Below are 22,808 nucleotides of genomic sequence, written 5' to 3' on the forward strand. Positions count from 1 at the left end.
TCTCCTCACCTCGGCTTCTTGCCGAAGACGCGGACATATTCGGCTTCGCCGCCCTTGGCGAGCGCCTTGGCCTGCTTGATCCAGTCCTCGCGCTCGATGCGGCCGTGGAATTTCAGGAAACCGTCGACCCAGGCGCGTTCGGCCTTGGTCCAGCGCGCGACCTGGCCATAGGTGAAGATGCCGAGCTCGTGCAGGGTCTTTTCGATCTTCGGGCCGACGCCCGAAATCAGGCGCAGATCGTCGGGTGCCGCGGGACGCTCCATGCCGATCGGGCGGTCCTTGTCGAGCAGAGACGGTTTTTGCGGCTTGGCGCTCGCCGGCTTGGCCGGGGCCTTGCGGGCCTTGCGTTGCTTGTCGGCGGCCTCAACGGCAGGTTCGGCCTTGTTGGCCGCGCGCCGATCGACTTTCGGCGCCGATACGCTGGCCGCCTTTTCGCCATTGGCGCTCGCCTTGACCCTGGACGGAGTCTTGAGCGCCGGGCTGGTCTCGACCGCCGCGGTCTTCGGCTTGGCCGCCTTGGACGGCGGCACGGGATCGCCCTTGGCCTTCGCCGCCCCGGACGGCTTGGCGCGCGTCGCCTTCAGCACCGCCTTTTCGTCGGTCAGGCTGGTGAAACCGGTTTCGGGAGCGGAAAAGAAACGCTCGTTCTGTGGACCGGGCTTGACGTCCTTGCCGTTACCGGCCTCGAAGGCGTCGATGATCTCGCCGAGCCGCTCCGGCGTCAGATCCTCATAGGTGTCCTTGAAGATCATGATCATCGGCGCGTTGACGCAGGCGCCGAGACATTCGACCTCTTCCCACGACAAGGTGCCGTCGGCATTGGTGTGGAATTGCTCGGGGTGGATCTTGTCGCGGCACACCTGCATCAGCGCCTCGGAGCCACGCAGCATGCACGGCGTCGTGCCGCAGACCTGAATGTGGGCCCTGGTGCCGACCGGCTTCAACTGGAACTGGGTGTAGAAGGTGGCGACCTCGAGCGCGCGGATATAGGGCATGTCGAGCATGTCGGCGATCGTCTCGATCGCGGCGCGCGTGACCCAGCCTTCCTGCTCCTGCGCGATCATCAAAAGCGGGATGACGGCGGACTGTTCACGCCCCTTGGGATATTTCTTGACCCATTTCTTCGCCTCCGCCGCGTTTGCCCGGTTGAAGGCGAAGGCGGCTGGCTGAATGGCTGGCTCTGCGAGACGGCGGACGCTCATTTATCTGTCGACCTCTCCGAAAACGATGTCGAGGGAGCCGAGAACGGCGGAGACGTCGGCCAGCATATGGCCGCGGCACAGAAAATCCATCGCCTGCAAATGGGCAAAGCCCGGCGCGCGCAGCTTGCAGCGATAGGGTTTGTTGGAGCCGTCGGACACGAGATAGACGCCGAATTCGCCTTTCGGCGCCTCGACGGCGGCATAGACCTCGCCCTCGGGCACCCGGTAACCCTCGGTGTAGAGCTTGAAATGATGGATCAGGGCTTCCATCGACCGCTTCATGGCGGCGCGCTTGGGCGGCACGACCTTGCCGTCGGTGTTGGAGACCGGCCCGGACTTTTCCTTGCCGAGCAGCAGGTCGACACACTGGCGCATGATCTTCGCCGACTGGCGCATCTCCTCCATGCGGATCAGGTAACGGTCGTAGCAATCGCCGTTCTTGCCGATCGGGATCGAGAACTCCATCTCCGAATAACATTCATAAGGCTGCGATTTGCGCAGATCCCAGCGTGCGCCAGAACCACGCACCATCACCCCCGAAAAACCCCATTCCCAGGCATCGTCGAGCTTGACCACGCCGATATCGACGTTGCGCTGCTTGAAGATACGATTTCCGGTCAGCAGATCGTCGAGATCCTTGACCGTCTTCAGGAACGGGTCGATCCACTTGCCGATATCCTCGACAAGCTGGTCGGGAATGTCCTGGTGCACGCCGCCGGGGCGGAAATAGGCGGCATGCATGCGCGCCCCGCAGGCGCGCTCGTAAAACACCATCAGCTTCTCGCGTTCCTCGAAGCCCCACAGCGGCGGGGTGAGCGCGCCGACGTCCATCGCCTGGGTGGTGACGTTCAACAGATGCGACAGGATGCGGCCGATCTCGGAAAACAGCACCCGGATCACCTGCCCGCGCCTGGGCACCTCGATCTCCAGCAGCCGCTCGACGGCGAGCGCGAAGGCATGCTCCTGGTTCATCGGCGCGACATAGTCGAGCCGGTCGAAATAAGGCACGGCCTGCAGATAGGTCTTGTGCTCGATCAGCTTCTCGGTGCCGCGATGCAAAAGTCCGATATGCGGATCGACACGCGCGACCACCTCGCCGTCGAGTTCCAGCACGAGGCGCAAAACGCCGTGCGCGGCCGGATGCTGCGGGCCGAAATTGATGTTGAAATTGCGGACGGAATGTTCGGTCATTGCGCGCCCTCGCTGGATTTCGGCCCGAACAGCGCGAAAACCTCGGCCTCGGTCATGCGGCGCGTCTCGTTGGCGAAACTGTAATTGGCAGGCTTGCGATCGATGAAGATCTGGCTGTCGAAGCGGAACGCCTCCGGATCGTCGAAAGCGTGGATCGACACGTGCTGGTTGGCGCCGTCCTGGGTCTGCCACAAAAGGGTCGCGCCGCAGGACCGGCAGAAAAGCCGCTCACCCCAGCCCGAACCGCGATAGCGCCCGAGCGCGTCCTCGGCCTCGAACCGCACGCTGTCGCCGCAATCGGTCGACATGAAGGTTCCGCCCGTCCAGCGCCGGCACATGCCGCAATGACACACGCCCATGGTCTCTCCGACCGGGGTCGCGGTGAAGCGCACCGCGCCGCAAAGACATTGTCCGTTGAGCGTCGTCATCGGTCGGTCATCCCTGTCCGAATAGCGCGCCGCCGCCAAACAGCCACAGCGCCAGCCCGGCGACGGTCAGCGCCACCAGGATTTTGCCGGCCGTGTCGTTGACGAACGGTCGGCCCGCGATCCGCGTCCATAAATACCATAACGCGCCGACCGCGATCGCCGCGAGAAGAACGAGAACGAGAAGTCGCGCCATGGCGGTCCGCCCCCGTCATTTCGCCTTCTCGTCGCCGGGCAGCACGTAGTCGGTGCCTTCCCAGGGCGAGAGGAAATCGAAATTGCGGAACTCCTGCTTCAATTCGACCGGCTCGTAGACGACCCGCTTGGCCTCGTCGTCGTAGCGCACCTCGACAAACCCGGTCAGTGGGAAATCCTTGCGCAGAGGATGGCCCTCAAAACCGTAATCGGTAAGCAAACGGCGCAGGTCCGGATGACCCGAAAACAGGATACCGTAAAGATCATAGGCCTCGCGCTCGAACCAGTCCGCACCCGGATAGACCGGGGTTGCGGAGGGAACGGGCGTGTCCTCGTCGGTGACGACGCGCACGCGCACGCGCACGTTCTGGCGCGGCGACATGAGATGATAGACCACGTCGAAGCGTTTTTCGCGCGACGGGTAGTCGACGCCGCAAATGTCGATGAAGCAGACGAACTGGCACTGGACGTCGCGCTTGAGGAAGGCGAGCACTTCCAGCACGTCGCCGGGCGCCACCGTCAAGGTGAGTTCGCCAAAGGCCACGACGGCATCCTCGATACGCCCGTCGAGGCGTTCGGACACGTAGGCGGCCAGGTCTTTCAGCGCTTCGCTCATTTGCCGATCCCGATTTCAGCGCTCGATCGTGCCGGTGCGGCGGATCTTCTTCTGCAGAAGCAGGATGCCGTAAAGCAGCGCCTCCGCGGTGGGCGGGCATCCGGGCACATAGATGTCGACCGGCACCACACGGTCGCAGCCACGCACCACCGAATAGGAATAATGGTAATAACCGCCGCCATTGGCGCACGAGCCCATCGAGATGACGTAACGCGGCTCGGGCATCTGGTCATAGACCTTGCGCAACGCCGGCGCCATCTTGTTGGTCAGCGTGCCGGCCACGATCATGACGTCGGACTGGCGCGGGCTGGCGCGCGGCGCGACGCCGAAGCGTTCGGCGTCGTAGCGCGGCATGGAGACATGCATCATCTCGACCGCGCAGCAGGCCAGACCGAACGTCATCCACATCAGCGAGCCGGTGCGCGCCCAGGTGACGAGCGATTCCGAAGAGGTGACGAGAAAGCCCTTGTCGGCCAATTCGCTGTTGATGTCGCCGAAAAACGCGTCATCCGCGCCGATCGGCTTGCCGGTGTTCGGATCGATGATGCCCTTGGGCCGCGGCGCGACGAGGGTGTCTGAACCGGTGGTCAATCCCATTCCAGAGCTCCCTTTTTCCATTCGTAGATAAAGCCGATCGTCAGGACGGCAAGGAAGATCATCATCGACCAGAAGCCGAGCCAGCCGATCTCACCGAACGACACCGCCCAGGGAAACAGGAAGGCGACTTCGAGATCGAAGATGATGAACAGGATCGAGACCAGATAGAACCGGACGTCGAACTTCATGCGCGCGTCGTCGAACGCGTTGAAGCCGCATTCATAGGCGGAGAGTTTTTCGGGATCCGGGTTCTGGTAGGCGACGATGAAGGGGGCCGCGAGCAGGGCAATGCCGATGACAAGCGCCACGCCGATGAAAATCACGATCGGGAGATATGAAACGAGGAGTTCGTTCATTGCCCAGCCTTCCGGAGCCTTTCCGCGCCTTTTGCCGCCCTTCGGCGCGCTCAAGGCGCCGAAAATCGTCGGGCGACGCGACGGAGTTCAAGCTCATGTTGCAACGCGGCGACGGTTAGCGCAGCCATCACAGCGACGCAAGTCAAACCTTGGCAAAATCGCGGCGTGCGCCTGTCGCTGCGATCCACGGCGTGGGCCGTGAAAGATATCGAAGGCCCGCGCGGGCATTAATGACAGAATTGGCAGGAGGCCGGTCTGGCCGCGGTGCTTTCGGGTTGACGGAGCGGCATACGCGTCGTCTCGTCGCACAAACTCTCACTGGCCACAGGACCACGCAGCAAACCATGAAGGAAACTCTGTCGCTTGCCGCCGCCCGGCGCATCGCGCTCGCAGCCCAGGGCTTTGCCGATTCGCGGCCGCCGCGCGTTGCCGATTTCCGGGCGGTCAGGCGGGTCTTGCGCCACACCGGCCTGTTGCAGATCGACTCGGTCAGCGCCGTGGTGCGGGCGCATTACATGCCGGCCTTCTCGCGGCTCGGCCCGTACCCGATGACGCTGATCGATCAGGCGGCATGGAAGCGCCCGCGCCGGCTGTTCGAATATTGGGCGCACGAAGCCTCGCTGCTGCCGGTGGAGATGTGGCCATTCATGCAGTGGCGGATGGAAAAGGCGCGCCGCAACCAGGGCATCTACAAAGGCCTGGCCGAATTCGCGCGGCAAAACCGCGCCTATGTCGAGCGCATTTACCAAGAGGTCGCCGCGCGCGGCCCGATAGCGGCGTCCGATTTCGAAGATCAGAAGGGCAGCGGCGGCTGGTGGGGCTGGAGCGAGGTCAAGCACGCGCTGGAATGGCTGTTTTGGGTCGGCCATATCACGACCGCGACGCGCCGCGGGTTCGAGCGCTGCTACGACCTTCCCGAACGGGTCATTCCGGCCGCGATCCACGGCGCGCCGACGCCCGAGCCGGCCGAGGCGATCCGCCATTTGCTGCGCGTGTCGGCGCGCGGGCTCGGCATCGCCACGGCCGCCGACCTGCGCGATTATTTCCGCCTGTCGCCGAAGGACGCCGATCCACGGCTAGCCGAACTGGTCGAGGCCGGCGAATTGCACCCGGTGCGCGTGGAGGGCTGGTCGCAGAAGGCCTTTCTGACCGCTGGCGCGCGCATGCCGCGGCGGGTCGCCGGACAGGCGCTGCTGGCGCCGTTCGACCCGCTGGTATGGGAACGCAGCCGCACGGAAAGACTGTTCGGCTTTCGCTACCGCATCGAGATCTACACCCCCGCCGACAAGCGGGTTCACGGCTATTACGTGCTGCCGTTCCGGCTCGACGAGGCGATCGTGGCGCGCCTGTGCGTCAAGGCAGACCGCGCGGCGTCGACGCTGCGGGTCAACACCGCCTTCGCGGAGCCGCACGCACCGGCTCACACCGCCGAAGCGCTGGCCGGCGAATTGCGCAACCTGGCGCACTGGCTGGGCCTGGAACGCGTCGAAACGCTTGCAGCGGGCGATCTGGCCGCGCCGCTCGCGGACACGCTTCGCCGCAGTCAAAACGGTTCCATCTCAGGATGAGCGGCTCAAGGCAGGCGCATGACAACGCAATGCGGCGCGGCGCGGCGACCCATGATCGCCACGCTACTTGTCCACGCTTATGCCAAACGACGGCCTCGACCGTGATACGGCCTGGCTGGTCGATTGCGAAAAGCGGAACCTAGCCGATCTTGCGCATCCGCGCCTTGCGGGCGGCGTAACGCGCGTCGCGCTTGGCCTTGAGGGCGGCATCGTCGACGAGGCTCTCGGCGCGCTTGGCCAATTCCTCGGCGCGGCGCTGCTGCTCCTGGCGACGCTCTTCTTCCTCGCGGGCCAGCCGCTCGGCCTCGAGCGCAGCCTCGCGCTCCGCCTTCAGGCGCGCTTCTTCCACGCGCTTGGCCTGCCGCTCGGCTTCCCGTTCCTTGCGCCGCTGTTCACGCGCCTCGACGATCGCCTTGCGCTCGGCGATGCGCGCCTGCACGGCCGGGTCGTCTTCGCTGGGTCTGTTCTTGAACTTTTCCAAGAGTGCGGCCTTGGCGGCCATCGCGTCGTTGCGTCTTTGGACGAAGTCTTTGTCCTGCTTCTTCAATTCCAACCTTTGATCTCTCTGCTGATCTGTTTGCGGGCGCATACATGATGCGTGCCGAATTTTGGATCAAGCCCCCAAAGCGATCTTTTTGATCGTTCCACCGATTTGGACGCACCAACAAGGCACGACGCGGACTGCGCGCCATGGCTCGTGTCGCGGCGAAAAATCCGTTCCATCAAACCGCTCCCATTCAACGAGGAACGGCCCTGACCGAACGCGGGCCCAAAGAGCATGATGAGGGACGATCGGAGCGGGATTATTGACGGTGCGACCCGCGCGGGCTGGAATAGGGATCGCTGCCGCCGCCATTGTTGCGCCGAGGCCGCTCCCCGCGCATGACATCGCTGGCCTCGACATAGGCCATCTCGATCAGATAGGCGAGCATTTCCAGCCGCTCGGCCTCCGCCATGGTCCGCAGCTGCGCCAGCATCGACTGCATGAAATCCAGCGTCTCGGTTTTGCGGTAGGTCCGGTTCTGCGTCATCGCGAAGTGGCCAGCACCTTTGTTTTTCTTATTCGATAACCGATGATCCGTGTGTTGAAGCATTCGTGGGCGTCAGGGCGTTGTGGAATTGACAAGGCTTCCCGGAAGCGGCCTGCCGCCCTACCCGTACCTCTACACATACACTTAGCATCGTCACTTTAGGTTGTAAATCCGATTAAATGCAACCTTATACCAATCACCGGTTGTCGGCCGTCCTATTTAAGGGCCGGGTCTTGACCCCGCCCGAAAGCCCCGCCATGTGACGCACTGATTTGGCCCAAGAATGGCGTGCACGGAGACATTCCGGCGTCAGCGGCGCCACAGGGACTCGCGTAAAACATGGATGTCGTCATCGTCGAATCGCCGGCAAAGGCGAAAACAATCAACAAATATCTCGGTCGGGACTACAAGGTGCTGGCCTCGTTCGGCCATGTGCGCGATCTGCCGGCCAAGGACGGCTCGGTGCTGCCGGACGAGGATTTCGCGATGTCCTGGCAGGTAGACGGCCCATCGTCCAAGCGCCTGAGTGATATCGCCAAGGCGGTCAAGGAGGCCGACGGACTGGTGCTGGCCACCGACCCGGATCGCGAGGGCGAAGCGATTTCCTGGCACGTCCTGGAGGTGCTGCGCCAGAAACGCGCCTTAAAGGACAAGCCCGTGCGCCGGGTGGTCTTCAACGCGATCACCAAAAAAGCCGTGCTCGACGCGATGGCCAATCCGCGCGACATCGACGTGCCGCTGGTGGACGCCTATCTCGCGCGGCGCGCGCTCGACTACCTCGTCGGCTTCACGCTTTCGCCGGTGCTGTGGCGCAAGCTGCCCGGCGCCCGCTCGGCCGGTCGCGTGCAATCGGTCGCGCTGCGGCTGGTCTGCGACCGCGAAGCCGAGATCGAGCGCTTCGTGCGTCAGGACTATTGGCAGATCGCCGCCAGCCTGACGACGCCGCGACAGGAAGGCTTCGAGGCCCGCCTGACCGCTTTCGACGGCAAAAAACTGCAAAAGCTCGACATCGACAGTCAGGAACAGGCCGACACGATCAGAACGATGCTGGAAGCGGCGTCGTTCACGGTCGCCAATGTCGAGGCCAAGCCGACCCGCCGCAATCCGGCGCCACCGTTCACCACCTCGACCCTGCAGCAGGCGGCCTCGTCGCGCATGGGCTTTTCGGCCTCGCGCACGATGCAGGTCGCCCAGCGGCTTTATGAAGGCCTCGAAGTCGACGGCGAAACGACCGGCCTGATCACCTATATGCGGACCGACGGCGTCCAGATCGCGCCGGAGGCGATCGACGCTGCGCGCGGCGCGATCGCCGACACTTTTGGCGCGTCCTATGTGCCCGACAAGCCGCGGGTCTATTCCGCCAAGGCCAAAAACGCCCAGGAAGCACACGAGGCGATCCGTCCTACGGATTTCTCGCGCACTCCGGACCAGATGCGCAAAATGCTGGATAACGACCAGGCACGCCTGTACGAACTGGTGTGGAAGCGCGCCATCGCCAGCCAGATGAACGCAGCCGAGATCGAGCGTACGACCGTGGAGATCGAGGCACGCGCCGACGGCCGGACGGCGGGTCTGCGGGCCGTCGGCTCAGTGGTCAAATTCGACGGCTTCCTGGCCGCCTATGTCGACCGGCGCGACGAGGACAGCGAAGACGAGGAAAACCGCCGGCTGCCCGAAATCAATGCTGGCGAGAGCGTCGCGCGCGACAAGATCGACGTCACCAAGCACACGACCGAGCCGCCGCCGCGCTATTCGGAAGCCTCGCTGATCAAGAAGATGGAGGAGCTCGGCATCGGCCGGCCGTCCACCTATGCCGCGACGCTGAAGACGCTGGAGGATCGCGGCTATGTCGAGATCGACAAGCGTCGGCTGGTGCCGGAAGCCAAGGGCCGTCTGGTTATCGCCTTTCTGGAGAGCTTTTTCGAGCGCTACGTCGAATATGACTTCACCGCCGCGCTGGAGGAAAAGCTCGACAGGATTTCCGACGGCAAGCTCGCCTGGAAAGACGTCCTGAGGGAATTCTGGCGCGACTTCTCGGCCGCGGTCGCCGACATCAAGGAACTGCGCGTCACCGAGGTGCTCGACGCGCTCAACGAGGAACTGGCGCCGCTCGTCTTCCCCGCCCGCGAGGACGGGGGCGAGCCGCGGGCCTGCCCGCGCTGCGACAACGGCCAGCTTTCGCTGAAGCTCGGGCGCTACGGCGCCTTCGTCGGCTGCTCCAATTATCCCGAATGCGGTTATACGCGCCAGCTTGGCGACGGCGTCGACGGCAATGGCGACGCCACCGGAGACAATGGCGACAAGGCGTTGGGCGTCGACCCCTATACGGAGGAGGCGATCGCGCTGAAATCAGGCCGGTTCGGCCCCTATGTCCAGCGCGGCGACGGCAAGGAGGCCAAGCGCTCCAGCCTGCCGAAGGGCTGGGCGCCGGACACGATCGACCTGGAACGCGCGCTCGCGCTGCTGTCGCTGCCGCGCGATGTCGGCCAGCATCCCGAGACACAAAAAATGATCTCGGCCGGCATCGGCCGCTACGGACCGTTCCTCTTGCATGACGGCACCTACGCCAATCTCGAATCGGTCGAGGACGTCTTCAGCGTCGGCATCAACCGGGCGGTGACGGTGCTGGCCGAAAAACAGGCCAAGGGCGGCGCGCGGCGCGGCGCTGCCACCGTACTGAAGGATCTCGGCGAGCATCCCGACGGCGGCGGCAAGGTAACGGTGCGCGACGGGCGCTACGGCCCTTACGCGAATTTCGGCAAGGTCAACGCCACCCTGCCTAAAGGCAAAGACCCGGCCGGCGTCACGATCGAGGAGGCCGTGGCCCTGATCGCCGAAAGGGCCGGCAAGGCAAAATCGGGCGGGGCAAAAAAGACGACGAAGGCCAAGAAGCCGGCCGCCGGCAAGACCGGCGCCAAAACCAAGAAAACCGCCAAGACCGGCGGTCAATCGGACGCTTCGTGAGCCGCGGCCCAAAAGGCCCCAAAACAGGCGACGGCAAGGACGCCGCGCGACCGTCGCGCGAGGTCGTGCTGCGCTTCGTCGCCGACAATCCCGAACGGGCGACCAAGCGCGACATCGCCAAAGCCTTCAAGCTCAAGGGCCAGGATCGCATCTGGCTGAAGCAGCTCCTGCGTGAGTTCGAGGCCGAGGGCCTGCTGGCCAAACAGGGCAAAAGGCTGAGCCGGCCAGGCGCGCTGCCGCCGGTCGCCGTGCTCGACATCTTTGGCCGGGACGCCGATGGCGGCCTGCTTGCGCGCCCGTCGGAAAGCCGCGAGGAAGACGGGGAGCCGGTGGTGATCGCGGTCGGCCAGGCGCGCGGCGGCAAGGCGATCACGGCAGGCGTCGGAGACCGCGTGCTGGCGCGCCTGTTCGTGCGCGACCGACCGGACGGCCCCGCCTATACAGCGCGGGTGATGAAAGTGTTCGACAAGCGCCGCGACGCCATTTTGGGCGTGATCGCCAGGCGCGAGGACGGGACATTCGTCGCCCAGCCGGTCGAACGGCGCCAGCCGGAAGTCGAGATCGATGCCGAATTCCTGGACGGCGCCGAAATCGGCGATCTGGTCGAGCTGGAGACGCGCCGACCGACCCGCTACGGTCCGGCCCGCGGCAAGGTGCTTGCCGTGGTGGGATCGCTGACCAGCGAGAAAGCGGTCTCAATGATCGCTCTGCACGCGCATGACATTCCGCATATTTTTCCCGCCGAGGTGCTGGCGGAGGCCGAAGCGGCGAAGCCGGCCGGGATGGACGGCCGAGAGGACTGGCGTGAGGTGGCCCTGGTCACCATCGACCCGGCCGACGCCAAGGATCATGACGACGCCGTTTGCGGCCATGCCGACGACGACCCGGCCAATCCGGGCGGTGTGGTCGCGACGGTGGCGATCGCCGACGTCGCAGCCTATGTGCGCACCGGCTCCGCACTTGACCGCGAGGCGCAGAAACGGGGCAATTCGGTCTATTTCCCCGACCGGGTGGTGCCGATGCTGCCCGAGCGCATCTCCAACGATCTGTGCTCGCTGCGCGAGGGCGAGGATCGCCCGGCGCTGGCGGTACGCATGGTGTTTGCCGCCGACGGGCGCAAGCTCAAACACTCTTTTCACCGTGTCATGATGCGCTCCGCGGCGCGGCTGGCCTATCCGCAGGCGCAGGCCGCGATCGACGGCACGCCCGACGACAAGACCGCGCCGATGCTCGACCCGGTGCTGAAGCCGCTATGGGACACGTATGCGGTGCTGGCGCGCGGGCGGACGGCCCGCAAGCCGCTGGAACTCGACCTGCCGGAACGCAAGATCCTGCTCGACGACAACGGCAAGGTCGATCGGGTCGTGGTGCCGGAGCGGCTCGAGGCGCACAGGCTGGTCGAGGAGTTCATGATCCAGGCCAATGTGGCGGCCGCCGAGACGCTGGAAGCCAAGCGACAGGCGCTGGTCTACCGAACCCATGACGCGCCCTCGCTGGCCAAGCAGGAATCGCTGCGCGAGTTCCTGAAGACGCTCGGCCTGTCGCTGGCGCGCGGCGCGCAATTGCGCCCTGCACAGTTCAACAGCATCCTTGAGCGTGTGCGCGGCGAGGACCACGAGCAGCTCGTCAACCAGGTGGTGCTGCGCTCGCAGAGCCAGGCCGAGTACGCGCCCGACAATATCGGCCATTTCGGCCTCAATCTCAAACGCTACGCCCATTTCACCTCGCCGATCCGCCGCTATGCCGATCTGATCGTCCACCGGGCGCTGATTGCCGCGCTCGGGCTGGGCCAGGACGGGCTGACGCCGGGCGAGGAAGCGCGACTGGACGACGTCGCCGCCCTGATATCGGCGGCCGAACGCCGCGCCATGGCGGCGGAGCGCGACACGGTCGACCGCCTGATCGCCGGCCATCTGGCCACACGCCGCGGCGATAGTTTCGAGGCGCGCGTGTCCGGCGTCACCAAGGCGGGACTATTTGTCCAATTGCCGGCCTTCGGCGCGGATGGCTTCATACCGGTGTCATCGCTGGGTGGCGACTACTATATATACGACGAGACGGCGCATTCCCTCGTCGGCGACAGGAGTTCGAAAGGTTTCCGCCTGGGCGACCGGGTCGATGTCAAGCTGGTCGAGGTCGCCCCGCTCGCGGGCACGCTGCGTTTCGAAATGCTCAGCGAACCCCGCCCCCTGCCACCGGCCACGCGCTCCTTTCACAAGGCGAAAAACCGGGCACAGACACGACCATCGCGGCGCGCCAGTTCGGCCCGCGGCAGGAGAAAATAGATGGACGCACGGAAATTCGGCGGCGCGGCCGCAACAAAGTTATCCGACAGGCCGCTGTGGCAGGCGATGAAACGCGGATTTTTGGGCCGCTGCCCGCATTGCGGCCAGGGTCGCCTGTTCGCCACCTTCATCCGCACCGCGGAAAGCTGCAATGTGTGCGGGGAGGAATTCCACCACCATCGCGCCGACGACCTGCCCGCCTATCTGGTGATGGTCATTGTCGGCCACGTGATCGTCGGCGCATTCATGGGCATCGAAGCGGCCACGACGCTGTCGACCTGGCAGCATCTGGCGATCTGGGTCCCGATCACGATCGTCTCGGCGCTTGCGCTGCTGCAGCCGACCAAGGGCGCGGTCGTGGGGCTGCAATGGGCGCTGCGCATGCACGGTTTCGGCGGGCCGGCGGAAGAGCTCGAGACCCATCCCGAGCTATGAGCGGGCGCAAACGAGAAGGCATAAACGTGAAGGACGGCATGAGCCGGGCCGATGTGGACCGGGCCGAATCCAAGGATTTCGCGCTCGGCGGCAAGCCGATGCGGCCGCGCGACGCCGCGACCCTGATCCTGCTCGACCGGGACGGCGCCGAAATCCGCGTCCTGCTCGGCCGGCGGCACCGGGCGCATGCCTTCATGCCTGGCAAATTCGTCTTTCCCGGCGGCCGCACCGACCCTACCGACAGCCGTGTCGCGATCGCCGCCCCGCTGCATCCGGACGAAGAAAATCGCATCGCCGGCTCGGGCGGCCGCGCCACCCCGGCCCGGGCGCGCGCGATCGCACTGTCGGCGATCCGGGAAGCCTACGAGGAAGCCGGCCTTCTGATCGGACGGCGCGAGCCCTTCGAAACCCGGCATTCCGGCTGGCAGGGTTTTGCCGAGCACGGCGTACAACCGGCGCTCGACCGGCTGCGGTTCATCGCCCGCGCCATCACGCCGCCCGGCCGGGTGCGGCGCTTCGACACCCGCTTCCTGGCCGCCTGGCGTTCGGATGTCGCCTGCGAGCTGGAAAATGGCGGACCGACCGACGAACTCGAGGGACTGGTCTGGCTGCCGCTGTCGCAAGCCAGGGAGGCCGACATCCCCGCCATCACGCGTACGGTGCTCGACGAGTTGCAGGCCCGGTTGAAGGACGATCCCGAGCTTGAACCGGGCCGCCAGGCGCCGTTTTACCGCATGCTTCACAACCGCTTCGTGCGGACCGTGGTCTGACGAACGGGCAAGACACCAAGATGGGCGGGGACCGTGCGGCGGAACGGGAAACCGAAACGGTGCGCTGGCTGGCGCTCGGCGCGGCCATCGCCTCGATCAGCGCGGTTGGCATCGCCATCGGCCTCGGCGTGCCGCTTCTCAGCGTAATTCTCGAAAATCGCGGCTTTTCAGCCACCACGATCGGGCTCAACACGGCCGTGGCCGGCCTGGCCTCGATCGCGACGGCGCCGCTGGCGATCCCGGTCGCGGCACGGTTCGGCGTCGTGCCGACCATGCTGGCGGCGATCGTGGTCGGCGCCTTTTCCTTTCTGGGCTTTTATGTCGCGTCGGATTTCTGGATGTGGTTTCCGCTGCGCATCACGCTGCACGCCGCGATCACCGCTCTGTTCATCCTGTCGGAATTCTGGATCAGCGCCTCCGCGCCGACGCACAAGCGCGGTCTGGTACTCGGCATCTACGCGACCGTGCTGTCGCTCGGTTTCGCCTTCGGGCCGTGGCTGTTTTCGCGACTCGGCAGCGACGGCGTCTTGCCCTTTGTGGTCGGCTTCGCCATCACGCTGGCATCGGCCGTTCCGGTGCTCGCGGCCTGGCGCGAAAGCCCCGCCATCAGCGGCGTGGCGCATCGCGGCGGCTTTTTGAGCTATATTTTCCTGGTTCCGACGGCGACCGCGGCGGTGCTGGTGTTTGGCGCGGTGGAAACCGGCGGGTTCGCGCTTTTTCCCGTCTATGGAAACCGAATCGGCTATTCGGAAACCGACGCCGCGCTGCTTTTGACGATGATCGGCCTCGGCAACGTGGTTTTGCAAGTTCCGCTCGGCATGATCAGCGACCGCATGGCCGACCGCCGCACTTTGTTGGCACTGTGCGCGGCTATCGGGCTCGCCGGCATGATCATACTGCCAATGGTGTCGATGGACTGGTATGTCGTCGCCGCGGTGCTGTTTTTGTGGGGTGGTGTCGTGGCCGGCCTCTACACGGTCGGCCTCGCCCATCTCGGCGCGCGCCTGACCGGGCGCGACCTCGCCTCGGCCAACGCCGCCTTCGTGTTCTGCTACGGGTTCGGCATGCTGATCGGGCCGCAGGCGACCGGCATCGGCATCGATCTTCTCGGCGTGCATGGCTTTGCCTGGTCGCTGGCTCTGTTCTTCGTGTGCTATTTGGTGCTTGTCGCATCGCGCGTGCGAGGAGCGCGCGATGGCGGCTGACTGTGTCGTGGGCCCCGCGACCACAAACGCGATTTACTCACGCGCGATTTCGCGCTTTGATCCCCACCTACCCGAACCGCCATGGGAGCGAGACTGATGACATTGTGGAAATCCATCCTGGCCGCGACGGCCCTTGCGCTGGCCTCGAGCACATCCGTGCTCGCCGCCAAAACCGACCTCGTGGTCGGCGTGGTGCTGGAACCGCCGCATCTCGACCCGACGGCTGGTGCGGCCGCGGCGATCGACGAGATCGTCTACGCCAACGTGTTCGAAGGCCTGACGCGCATCGGCCCTGGCGGCGAGGTTGAACCGGCGCTGGCAGAAAGCTGGGAGATTTCCGACGACGGCAAGGTCTACACCTTCAAGCTGCGCGCCGGCGCGACCTATCACGACGGCAGCGACTTCGACGCCGAGGACGTAAAGTTCTCGCTCGAACGCGCGATGGCGGAAGACTCCACCAATGCGCAAAAAGGGCTTTTCGCGGCCATCGACACGGTCGAAATCGTCGACCCGACCACGGTCAAGATCATGCTGAAGACACCGCAGGGTTCGTTTCTCTACAATCTGGGCTGGGGCGACGCGGTGATCGTGGCGTCCGAATCGGCCGACGGCAACAAGGAAACGCCTATCGGCACCGGTCCGTTCAAATTCGACAAATGGTCCAAGGGGTCCTCGATCACCCTGTCGAAGGCCGACGGCTATTGGGGCGACCCGGTCGCGCTCGACACGGTCGAGTTCCGCATCATCCCCGATGCCGCGGCCGCCGTACCGGCGCTTCTGACCGGCGACGTGCACGCCTTCCCGAACATGCCGGCGGGCGACGCATTGCCCCAAATCCAGGCCGACCCGCGCTTTGTCGTGGTGGTCGGCTCGACGGAGGGCGAGACGATCCTGTCGACCAACAACAAGAAGGCGCCGTTCGACAATCTCAAGGTGCGCCAGGCGATCGCGCACGCGCTCGACCGCGAGGCGATCATCGCCGGCAACGGCTCCGGCTTCGGCACGCCGATCGGCTCGCATTTCTCGCCCGGCAACGAAGCCTATGTCGACCTGACCGGCACCTATCCGCACGATCTCGAAAAGGCGAAGGCGCTGTTGAAGGAGGCGGGCTTCGAAAACGGCTTCAAGGCGACGCTGAAACTGCCGCCGCCTTCCTATGCGCGCGACGGCGGCCAGGTTATCGCCTCGCAATTGCGCGAAGTCGGCATCGAGCTCGAGATCATTCCGGTCGAATGGGCGCAATGGCTCGACCAGGTCTTCAAGGCCAAGGATTACGACCTGACGATCGTCTCGCATACCGAGCCGAACGATATCGGCATCTATGCGCGCGACGACTATTATTTCCAGTACGACAATCCCGACTTCAAGGCCGTGATCGCCGAGCTCGACGTCACCTCGGATCAGGCCAAGCGCAACGAACTCTACGCCAAGGCGCAGAAGATCATCGCCGAGGACGCCGTCAACGGCTATCTGTTCCAGTTGCCCAAGATCGGCGTCTGGGACGCCAAGCTTGAAGGCATGTGGGAAAATTCGCCGGTGCAGGCAACCGATCTGACCGACGTGAAATGGGCCGAATAATGGATGTCTCTCCCTCCCCCTCGCGGGGAGGGAGACGCAGTGCCCGATGACTGCATTTCTCGCCAAGCGCATCGCCGTCGGGCTCCTGACATTGATCGTGGCCTCGATCGTGGTTTTCGCCGTGCTGGAGATCGTGCCGGGCGATCCGGCGCAACTCATGCTCGGCATGAACGCCACCGACGAGGCGCTCGCCGCCCTGCGCGAGCAGATGGGGCTCAACCAGCCGGTCGTGGCGCGCTATCTGGGCTGGGCGGGCGGACTTCTGGTCGGTGATTTCGGCCGCTCCTTCACCTATTCCAGCCCGGTGATCGAGCTCATCGCGGAGCGGGCCGTCGTGTCGCTGCCGCTGGCGCTGATGGCGCTTATTCTATCGACCGCGATCGCCATCCCGGTCGGGCTGTTCGCGGCCGCCAGGCGCGGCAAGGCGGCCGACACGCTCGCCATGGGCGCGGCCCAGTTCGGCGTCGCGGTGCCGAATTTCTGGTTCGCGCTGATCCTGATCTATGTCTTCGCGGTCTGGCTGCGGCTGGTGCCGGCCGGCGGCTTCTCGGGCTGGGAGAACGGGCTGATTTCCGGGCTGAGGGCGCTGCTCCTGCCGGCGATCGCGCTCGCGCTGCCGCAGGCGGCGATCCTGGCCAGGGTGACACGCTCGGCGCTGCTGGAGGTGCTGGGCGAGGATTATATCCGCACCGCCCGCGCCAAGGGCATGCCGCGCGGCGCGGTGTTGTGGCGCCACGCGCTGCGCAACGCGATGATCCCGGTGCTGACCATTCTCGGCCTGCAATTCGCCTTCCTGCTCGCCGGTACGATCATCATCGAGAACGTGTTTTATCTGCCCGGCCTCGGACGTCTCGTCTTCCAGGCAATTACCCAGCGCGACCTGATCGTGGTCGAGGGCGTGGTGATGTTGCTGGTGGCAAGCGTGGTCTTCGTCAATATCGTCGTCGACATCTGCTACGCGCTCGTCGATCCACGGCTGAGGACGCGCTGATGGCCGCCGAACCGCTCGATCTTCCGCAGGCCGAACAGGGCCTCGTGGCCGCGGCCTTTTCCAACCGCTCCTTCGTCGCCGGCTTCGCGATCACCGCCGTGGTCGCCGCGATGGCGCTTCTGTCGTTTTTGTGGACGCCGTTCGACGTCACACGTCTGGTGCCGGCCGATCGCATGCAGGGCCTGTCGTGGACGCACCCGTTCGGCACCGACCATTTCGGCCGCGACATCCTGTCGATGATCATGGTCGGCGCGCGCAACTCAATCGCCGTCGCGGTGGTCGCCGTGTGCATGGGCATGGGCGTCGGCGTGCCGCTCGGCTGCTGGGCGGCGGCGCGCGGCGGGCTGATCGACGAGGCGCTGATGCGCTTCAACGATCTGGTCTTTGCCTTCCCAGCCCTGCTGACGGCAGTGCTGATCACCGCCATTTTCGGGCCCGGCGCGATCAACGCCATCATCGCGATCGGCGTTTTCTATATCCCGGTCTTCGCGCGCGTGGCGCGCGCCGGGGCGATGTCGTTGTGGCCGCGCGAATTCATCCTGGCCGCGCGCGCGGCCGGCAAGAACAAGACGCTGATCACCATCGAACACATCCTGCCCAACATCGCCTCGATCCTGCTGGTCCAGGGCACGATCCAGTTCGCGCTCGGCATCCTGGCCGAAGCGGGACTTTCTTATGTCGGGCTCGGCGCGCAGCCACCGATGCCGTCCTGGGGACGCATGCTGTTCGACGCCCAGACGCGCATGATCGTGGCCCCTCACCTGGCCCTGTTTCCCGGCCTGGCGATCGTCGTCACCGTGCTGGGCCTGAACCTTCTCGGCGACGGGCTGCGCGACGTGCTCGACCCCAAGCTCAGGCGCCAACGCTGATGGCCCTTCTGGAGATCGAAAGGCTGACGCTCAAGATCGGCGGCACGCCGATCCTGAAAGATGTCGATCTTTCGATCGGCGCCGGCGAAACGATGGGCCTGGTCGGCGAATCGGGCTCGGGAAAGTCGATGACGGCGCTGACCGTGATGCGGCTTCTGCCGCACGCCGCCGAGGCGAGCGGGCGCGTCACCTTCGACGGTATCGACATTCTGGCAGCGCCGGAAGCGGCGATGTGCCGGCTGCGCGGCGACGATATCGGCATGGTGTTCCAAGAGCCGATGACGGCGCTGAACCCGGTCAAGACGATCGGCGAACAGGTGGCCGAAGGCATACGCTGGCACACCGGCGCCAACCGGGCCGACGCGGAGGCCTCGGCGCGCCGGATTCTCGACCGGGTCGGCCTGCCGGAAGCGCAATTTCCGCTGTCGCGCTATCCGCACCAGCTTTCCGGCGGCCAGCGCCAGCGCGTGGTGATCGCGATCGCCTGCGCGCTTAAACCCAAGCTTTTGATCGCCGACGAACCCACCACCGCGCTCGACGTCGTGCTGCAGGCGCAGATCCTGGATCTGCTGCGCGACCTTGTGGCCGAAAACCGCATGGGCCTGCTTCTTATCAGCCACGATCTGGCCGTCGTCACCGATATGGCCAATCGGGTGACCATCATGCGCCATGGCGAAGTGATGGAGGAAGGCGAAACCGCGCCGACGCTTGCCGCGCAGGTTCACCCCTATACGCGCCAGCTCGCCGAGGCGTCGATGCACGTGCCGGCCCGGCCGCACCGCGCCGCGGCACATGCTTCCGGTCCCAACCTGCTCGAGGTCGACGGCGTCGTGCGCGACTATGCCGGGCGACAGCGATCGCTGTTTTCGCGCCCTGATCCGTTCCGGGCCGTCGACGGCGTCTCCTTCGCGCTCAAGCCCGGCCAGTCGATGGCGCTGGTGGGCCGCTCGGGCTGCGGAAAATCGACGCTGGCGCGGATGATCCTGGCGCTCGACCGGCCGAGCGCCGGCGAAATCCGCTTCCTCGGCGAACCGCTGACGGGCAGGAGCGAGGCGGCGCTGAAACCGGCGCGGCGCAACATTCAGGTCGTCTTCCAGGACCCGTATGGCTCGTTCAACCCGCGCCACAAGGTCGAACGCCTGGTCGCCGAACCGCTGCACCTGCTCGACGAGGCCCCCACGCCGGCGACGCGTCGCGAGATGGTCGCCGGCGCGTTGCGCGAGGTCGGGCTCAGGCCGGACGACATGCAAAAATACCCGCACGAGTTTTCCGGAGGCCAGCGCCAACGCATCTCGATCGCGCGCGCGCTGATCACGCGGCCGAAGCTGATCGTGGCCGACGAGCCGGTATCGGCGCTCGACGTGTCGATCCGCGCCCAGGTGCTCGACCTGTTCGCCGACCTCAACCAGCGCCTCGGCGTCGCCTATCTGTTCATCACCCACGACCTGACGGTGGCGCGCGCGATCACCGACGAGGTGATGGTGATGCATGACGGCAGGATCGTGGAGGAAGGCAAGACCGACGCGGTGCTCGACGATCCGCGCTCGGACGCGGCCAAGGCGCTGGTGGCCGCCGCGCCGGACCTGAAGCGAGCGATCCGGCGGCGCCTGGCCGAACAGGGATAAAGCCGGTTTGCGGAAAATACCGGCCGGCTTCAGGCCGAAGCCGGGCCTGTTTCTCCCTCGCCGTGAACCTGGCCGCCGACCACCTCGGACGGGTCGAGGTCGAGCACATCGAGCGTTCGGCGCAAAAGCCGGACTTCTTGCTCGCTCAGATCCGAATCGGATTTGGCGATCTCCGCCATATGGCGCGCGAGTTCGACGCGGCGCTGCCGGTCGAGCGTTCGAAACAGGGCCAGCGCCTGCGAGCCCGTCGTCTCGTAGCCGAAATCATGCAGATAGCGGATCACGCTCTTCAGGCTGTCCTCGCTGATACCGAAGGAATCGCGGCAGATCCGCCGGAACGTCTCCAGTTCCTTCTCGTCGACCTCGCCATCGGCCAGGATCATTCGGAACAACAACAGAAGCTCGGCCGACAGCACCGGATCGTCGGCGACGCGGCGCACGGCCGGATCGCCTTCGAACAGAACACGCAGCTTGGCAAGAAACCCTTCGGCCATCGACCACCCTCCCCGGAGCGGAATCACACTATTGCGGTTTGCGCCTTGTGCAAGCCTCAAGCCTGTGGTCGAAGGCGAAGTCCACCGTCGTTTTCCCGCCAACGTTTCTTGCATGTTCGAACTCGCCACAGAGACGCTTTTGGTGCTGGCCCTGGTCGGGCTTGCGGCCGGCTTTGTCGATTCGATCGCCGGCGGCGGCGGCCTGATCACCGTGCCGGCGCTATTGCTGTGCGGTTTTTCGCCGGTCGAGGCGCTGGGCACCAACAAGTTGCAGTCGCTGTTCGGCTCCGGTTCGGCGACGCTGTCCTACGCCGCCAAGGGTCATGTCGATCTGCGCCGCCAGGCACCTTTCGCCGTCCTGTCGGCGCTCGGCGCCGCGGCCGGGGCGTTGCTTGCGACCGTCGTGCCGGACGGTGTGCTTGAGGCGGTGCTGCCGGTGCTGTTGGTCGCGATCGCGCTCTATTTCGCGCTGAAGCCCAATATGGGCGACGTCGACGGCGCCCGACGGATCGCACCGCTGCTGTTCGGCGTGACGCTCGTGCCGGCGATCGGCTTTTACGACGGGCTTTTCGGCCCCGGGACCGGCTCTTTCTTCATGCTCGCCTTCGTGACGCTGGCCGGCTACGGCATGTTGAAGGCGACCGCGCACACGAAATTGTTGAACTTCGCTTCCAATCTCGGCGCCTTCGCCGTTTTCTCGGCCGTTGGGGTGGTGTCGTGGGAGGCGGGCCTGGTGATGGGCGCGGCGCAATTCGCCGGCGCGAGGATGGGTGCGGCGCTGGCCATGAAGTCGGGGGCGAAGCTGATCAAGCCGCTGCTGGTGACGACCTGTACCGTTCTGGCCCTGCGCCTGCTTGTCGATGACGGCAATCCCCTGCGCCTCTGGCTTTGGGGATAGGCCCGGCGCCGGTGACCGAGCTTGGCCGGCGCGTCGGATTGGCCTAGCATGACCCACAACGATGCATGACATGGCACAGGATCCAACGCCCAGCACGACCGTGGCGGGGTGTCTCGACGGCGCCCCGTTTCTGGTGCGCCATCCTGTGCATGCCGATCTTTGCGACGACGTGGTCCGGATCCTCGGATATCGCGAAAACGGGGTTGCACTCGACAACGCCGTCGAGATGGCGCCGCTGGCGGTGCCGCTGATCCTCGGCTTCGGCGAGCCGTTCCAGATCGCGCTTGGGCGCGCGCCCGCGTCCGAAGACCGCTACGACAGTTTCACCTCCGGGCTCTATCCGGGTTTCGTGCTGATGAATTCGACCGGCCGGGCCGAATGTATCCAGATCGATTTCACCCCGCTCGGCGCCCGACGGTTTTTCGGCATTCCAATGCGCGAGATCGCACAGCGCATGGTGCACACCGTCGATCTCGGCGATCGCGACATCGTCCGCCTGCGCGACCGGCTCGGCGCGGAAACCGACTGGCGGCGCCGTTTCGGCCTGGTGGAGGCAGTGCTGCGGCGGCGGCTGGAACGCGCGCGGCCGCAACACGGCGCGGTCGCCTGGGCGTATGAGCGCATCCTGGCCAGCCAGGGCACGGTGCGTATCGGCGCCCTGGCGCGTTCGCTCGACTGTTCGCGCAAACATCTCAACCAGCGTTTTCACGAGGAGATCGGGATCGGGCCGAAATCGACGGCGCGCATGGTGCGCTTCAACCGCGCTCTGACGATGGCCCGGTTCGCCGAAGGGCCGGACTGGGCGCTTATCGCCGCCGATTGCGGTTACGCCGATCAGGCCCATCTCGTGCGCGAGTTTCGCGCGTTTTCGGGTGCGCCGCCGTCCGCGCTGCCACCCTTTCCGTAACCGCGCGGCGGAAAATGCACCGCAGCGGAGCTGGTCCGCCGCAGCGGCCTTGACTTTCGGGGACGCTCGTTTATGTCTCCGCCAACTCTGCACGGCCTGTTGACCTTTGTCGCGTCCTCAAGGGCGGGTTCGAAGCCGGCGGAATTTCGCGAGAACAACGGACGAACGTCATGGCCAAAGCCGCAAATCTGAAGATCAAGCTCCTGTCGACCGCCGATACCGGCTATTTTTACGTCACCAGCAAGAACAGCCGGACGAAGACGGAAAAGATGTCGTTCCGCAAATACGACCCGATTGCCAAGAAGCATGTCGAGTTCAAGGAAACGAAGATCAAATAGACTGCCGAGAAACCGGTCGCACCATCGATGACGCCGCCTGCGAGGGCGGCGTTTCTTGTTGTGCGGGCGGCGCGAAAGCCCCGGCCCGGTCGATCGGCGTAATGGAGAAAAGGGGGCCGGCCGGCTATCTGACAGCGGTACGAGGAGGCCACTGAGAGTCAGCGCCGACCGGCCAACCCCACGGAACCCAGGAGATGCGGCGGACCTGAGCATCATGGGGTATGTCGCGAGGCCCGCGTCGAAAACTGTTGCGGTGCACTCTCGTTGG

General features: G+C 65.3%; 23 protein-coding genes. 13 read left to right on the top strand and 10 right to left on the bottom strand.

The features are described from left to right. Positions 1-5 precede the first annotated feature (5 nt). From GN330_RS16810 to GN330_RS16840, 7 genes are read right to left on the bottom strand one after another with little or no spacing between them, the layout of a single operon-like run. On the bottom strand, positions 6-1,202 hold the full coding sequence (locus GN330_RS16810) for an NADH-quinone oxidoreductase subunit E (RefSeq protein ID WP_156713882.1): 1,197 nt from the start codon (positions 1,200-1,202) through the stop codon (positions 6-8). Then, positions 1,203-2,393, bottom strand: coding sequence for an NADH-quinone oxidoreductase subunit D (locus tag GN330_RS16815; protein WP_156713883.1), 1,191 nt, complete (start codon positions 2,391-2,393; stop codon positions 1,203-1,205). Continuing rightward, positions 2,390-2,821 (bottom strand): GFA family protein, encoded by a 432-nt coding sequence (locus GN330_RS16820; protein ID WP_156713884.1) that lies wholly within the window; start codon positions 2,819-2,821, stop codon positions 2,390-2,392. Before GN330_RS16820 ends, GN330_RS16815 begins: the two co-directional genes overlap by 4 nt. A gap of 7 nt (positions 2,822-2,828) precedes the next feature. Further along, positions 2,829-3,014, bottom strand: coding sequence for a hypothetical protein (locus GN330_RS16825; protein ID WP_156713885.1), 186 nt, complete (start codon positions 3,012-3,014; stop codon positions 2,829-2,831). Positions 3,015-3,029: 15 nt separating this feature from the next. Then, positions 3,030-3,629 (bottom strand): NADH-quinone oxidoreductase subunit C, encoded by a 600-nt coding sequence (locus GN330_RS16830; protein WP_156713886.1) that lies wholly within the window; start codon positions 3,627-3,629, stop codon positions 3,030-3,032. A gap of 15 nt (positions 3,630-3,644) precedes the next feature. Then, positions 3,645-4,226: a NuoB/complex I 20 kDa subunit family protein gene (locus tag GN330_RS16835; RefSeq protein WP_156713887.1), complete on the bottom strand. Its 582-nt coding sequence runs from the start codon at positions 4,224-4,226 to the stop codon at positions 3,645-3,647. Next, the gene (locus GN330_RS16840) at positions 4,217-4,582 is read right to left on the bottom strand and encodes an NADH-quinone oxidoreductase subunit A (protein WP_156713888.1); all 366 of its coding nucleotides are present in this window, start codon (positions 4,580-4,582) and stop codon (positions 4,217-4,219) included. The genes GN330_RS16835 and GN330_RS16840 overlap by 10 nt, the downstream gene beginning before the upstream one ends. A 344-nt stretch (positions 4,583-4,926) precedes the next feature. Between GN330_RS16840 and GN330_RS16845 the strand changes: the two genes are divergently transcribed. After that, complete coding sequence (locus tag GN330_RS16845) at positions 4,927-6,150, top strand: winged helix-turn-helix domain-containing protein (RefSeq protein ID WP_156713889.1); 1,224 nt, start codon at positions 4,927-4,929, stop codon at positions 6,148-6,150. Positions 6,151-6,289: 139 nt separating this feature from the next. Here the strand turns inward: GN330_RS16845 and GN330_RS16850 are convergent, their stop codons facing one another. After that, the gene (locus GN330_RS16850) at positions 6,290-6,739 is read right to left on the bottom strand and encodes a DUF6481 family protein (RefSeq protein ID WP_156713890.1); all 450 of its coding nucleotides are present in this window, start codon (positions 6,737-6,739) and stop codon (positions 6,290-6,292) included. 214 nt (positions 6,740-6,953) lie between these two features. Next, positions 6,954-7,181: a hypothetical protein gene (locus GN330_RS16855; RefSeq protein WP_156713891.1), complete on the bottom strand. Its 228-nt coding sequence runs from the start codon at positions 7,179-7,181 to the stop codon at positions 6,954-6,956. Between the two features lie 339 nt (positions 7,182-7,520). Between GN330_RS16855 and topA the strand changes: the two genes are divergently transcribed. The 9 genes from topA to GN330_RS16900 all read left to right on the top strand — a co-directional run bounded on the left by topA (position 7,521) and on the right by GN330_RS16900 (position 19,903). After that, the gene (gene topA, locus GN330_RS16860) at positions 7,521-10,145 is read left to right on the top strand and encodes a type I DNA topoisomerase (RefSeq protein ID WP_156713892.1); all 2,625 of its coding nucleotides are present in this window, start codon (positions 7,521-7,523) and stop codon (positions 10,143-10,145) included. Beyond that, positions 10,142-12,430, top strand: coding sequence for a ribonuclease R (rnr, locus tag GN330_RS16865; protein ID WP_343040802.1), 2,289 nt, complete (start codon positions 10,142-10,144; stop codon positions 12,428-12,430). Before topA ends, rnr begins: the two co-directional genes overlap by 4 nt. Beyond that, positions 12,431-12,865 carry a DUF983 domain-containing protein gene (locus GN330_RS16870; protein WP_156713893.1) on the top strand — a complete coding sequence of 145 codons (435 nt, stop codon included), beginning with the start codon at positions 12,431-12,433 and terminating at the stop codon, positions 12,863-12,865. A gap of 38 nt (positions 12,866-12,903) precedes the next feature. After that, positions 12,904-13,635, top strand: coding sequence for an NUDIX hydrolase (locus GN330_RS16875; protein ID WP_246188733.1), 732 nt, complete (start codon positions 12,904-12,906; stop codon positions 13,633-13,635). Between the two features lie 59 nt (positions 13,636-13,694). Continuing rightward, positions 13,695-14,840 carry an MFS transporter gene (locus GN330_RS16880; protein WP_343040903.1) on the top strand — a complete coding sequence of 382 codons (1,146 nt, stop codon included), beginning with the start codon at positions 13,695-13,697 and terminating at the stop codon, positions 14,838-14,840. A gap of 96 nt (positions 14,841-14,936) precedes the next feature. Further along, positions 14,937-16,418: an ABC transporter substrate-binding protein gene (locus GN330_RS16885; RefSeq protein WP_156713896.1), complete on the top strand. Its 1,482-nt coding sequence runs from the start codon at positions 14,937-14,939 to the stop codon at positions 16,416-16,418. 46 nt (positions 16,419-16,464) lie between these two features. Continuing rightward, positions 16,465-17,409 carry an ABC transporter permease gene (locus GN330_RS16890; RefSeq protein WP_156713897.1) on the top strand — a complete coding sequence of 315 codons (945 nt, stop codon included), beginning with the start codon at positions 16,465-16,467 and terminating at the stop codon, positions 17,407-17,409. Next, complete coding sequence (locus tag GN330_RS16895) at positions 17,409-18,278, top strand: ABC transporter permease (protein WP_156713898.1); 870 nt, start codon at positions 17,409-17,411, stop codon at positions 18,276-18,278. The genes GN330_RS16890 and GN330_RS16895 overlap by 1 nt, the downstream gene beginning before the upstream one ends. Further along, entirely contained in the window at positions 18,278-19,903 is a 1,626-nt protein-coding gene (locus tag GN330_RS16900) for an ABC transporter ATP-binding protein (RefSeq protein WP_156713899.1), read from the top strand. The genes GN330_RS16895 and GN330_RS16900 overlap by 1 nt, the downstream gene beginning before the upstream one ends. A 29-nt stretch (positions 19,904-19,932) precedes the next feature. Here GN330_RS16900 and GN330_RS16905 read toward each other — a convergent pair whose 3' ends face one another. Next, positions 19,933-20,397, bottom strand: a complete 465-nt coding sequence (locus GN330_RS16905; RefSeq protein ID WP_156713900.1) for a tellurite resistance TerB family protein — start codon at positions 20,395-20,397, stop codon at positions 19,933-19,935. Between the two features lie 112 nt (positions 20,398-20,509). Between GN330_RS16905 and GN330_RS16910 the strand changes: the two genes are divergently transcribed. The 3 genes from GN330_RS16910 to rpmG all read left to right on the top strand — a co-directional run bounded on the left by GN330_RS16910 (position 20,510) and on the right by rpmG (position 22,540). Next, positions 20,510-21,295, top strand: coding sequence for a TSUP family transporter (locus tag GN330_RS16910; RefSeq protein WP_156713901.1), 786 nt, complete (start codon positions 20,510-20,512; stop codon positions 21,293-21,295). 70 nt (positions 21,296-21,365) lie between these two features. After that, positions 21,366-22,202, top strand: coding sequence for a helix-turn-helix domain-containing protein (locus tag GN330_RS16915; protein WP_197435210.1), 837 nt, complete (start codon positions 21,366-21,368; stop codon positions 22,200-22,202). A gap of 170 nt (positions 22,203-22,372) precedes the next feature. Next, positions 22,373-22,540 carry a 50S ribosomal protein L33 gene (rpmG, locus tag GN330_RS16920; protein WP_156713903.1) on the top strand — a complete coding sequence of 56 codons (168 nt, stop codon included), beginning with the start codon at positions 22,373-22,375 and terminating at the stop codon, positions 22,538-22,540. The last annotated feature ends 268 nt before the right edge of the window (positions 22,541-22,808 follow it).

Source organism: Nitratireductor arenosus, assembly GCF_009742725.1.
In the GTDB taxonomy this organism is placed as follows: domain Bacteria; phylum Pseudomonadota; class Alphaproteobacteria; order Rhizobiales; family Rhizobiaceae; genus Mangrovimarina; species Mangrovimarina arenosa.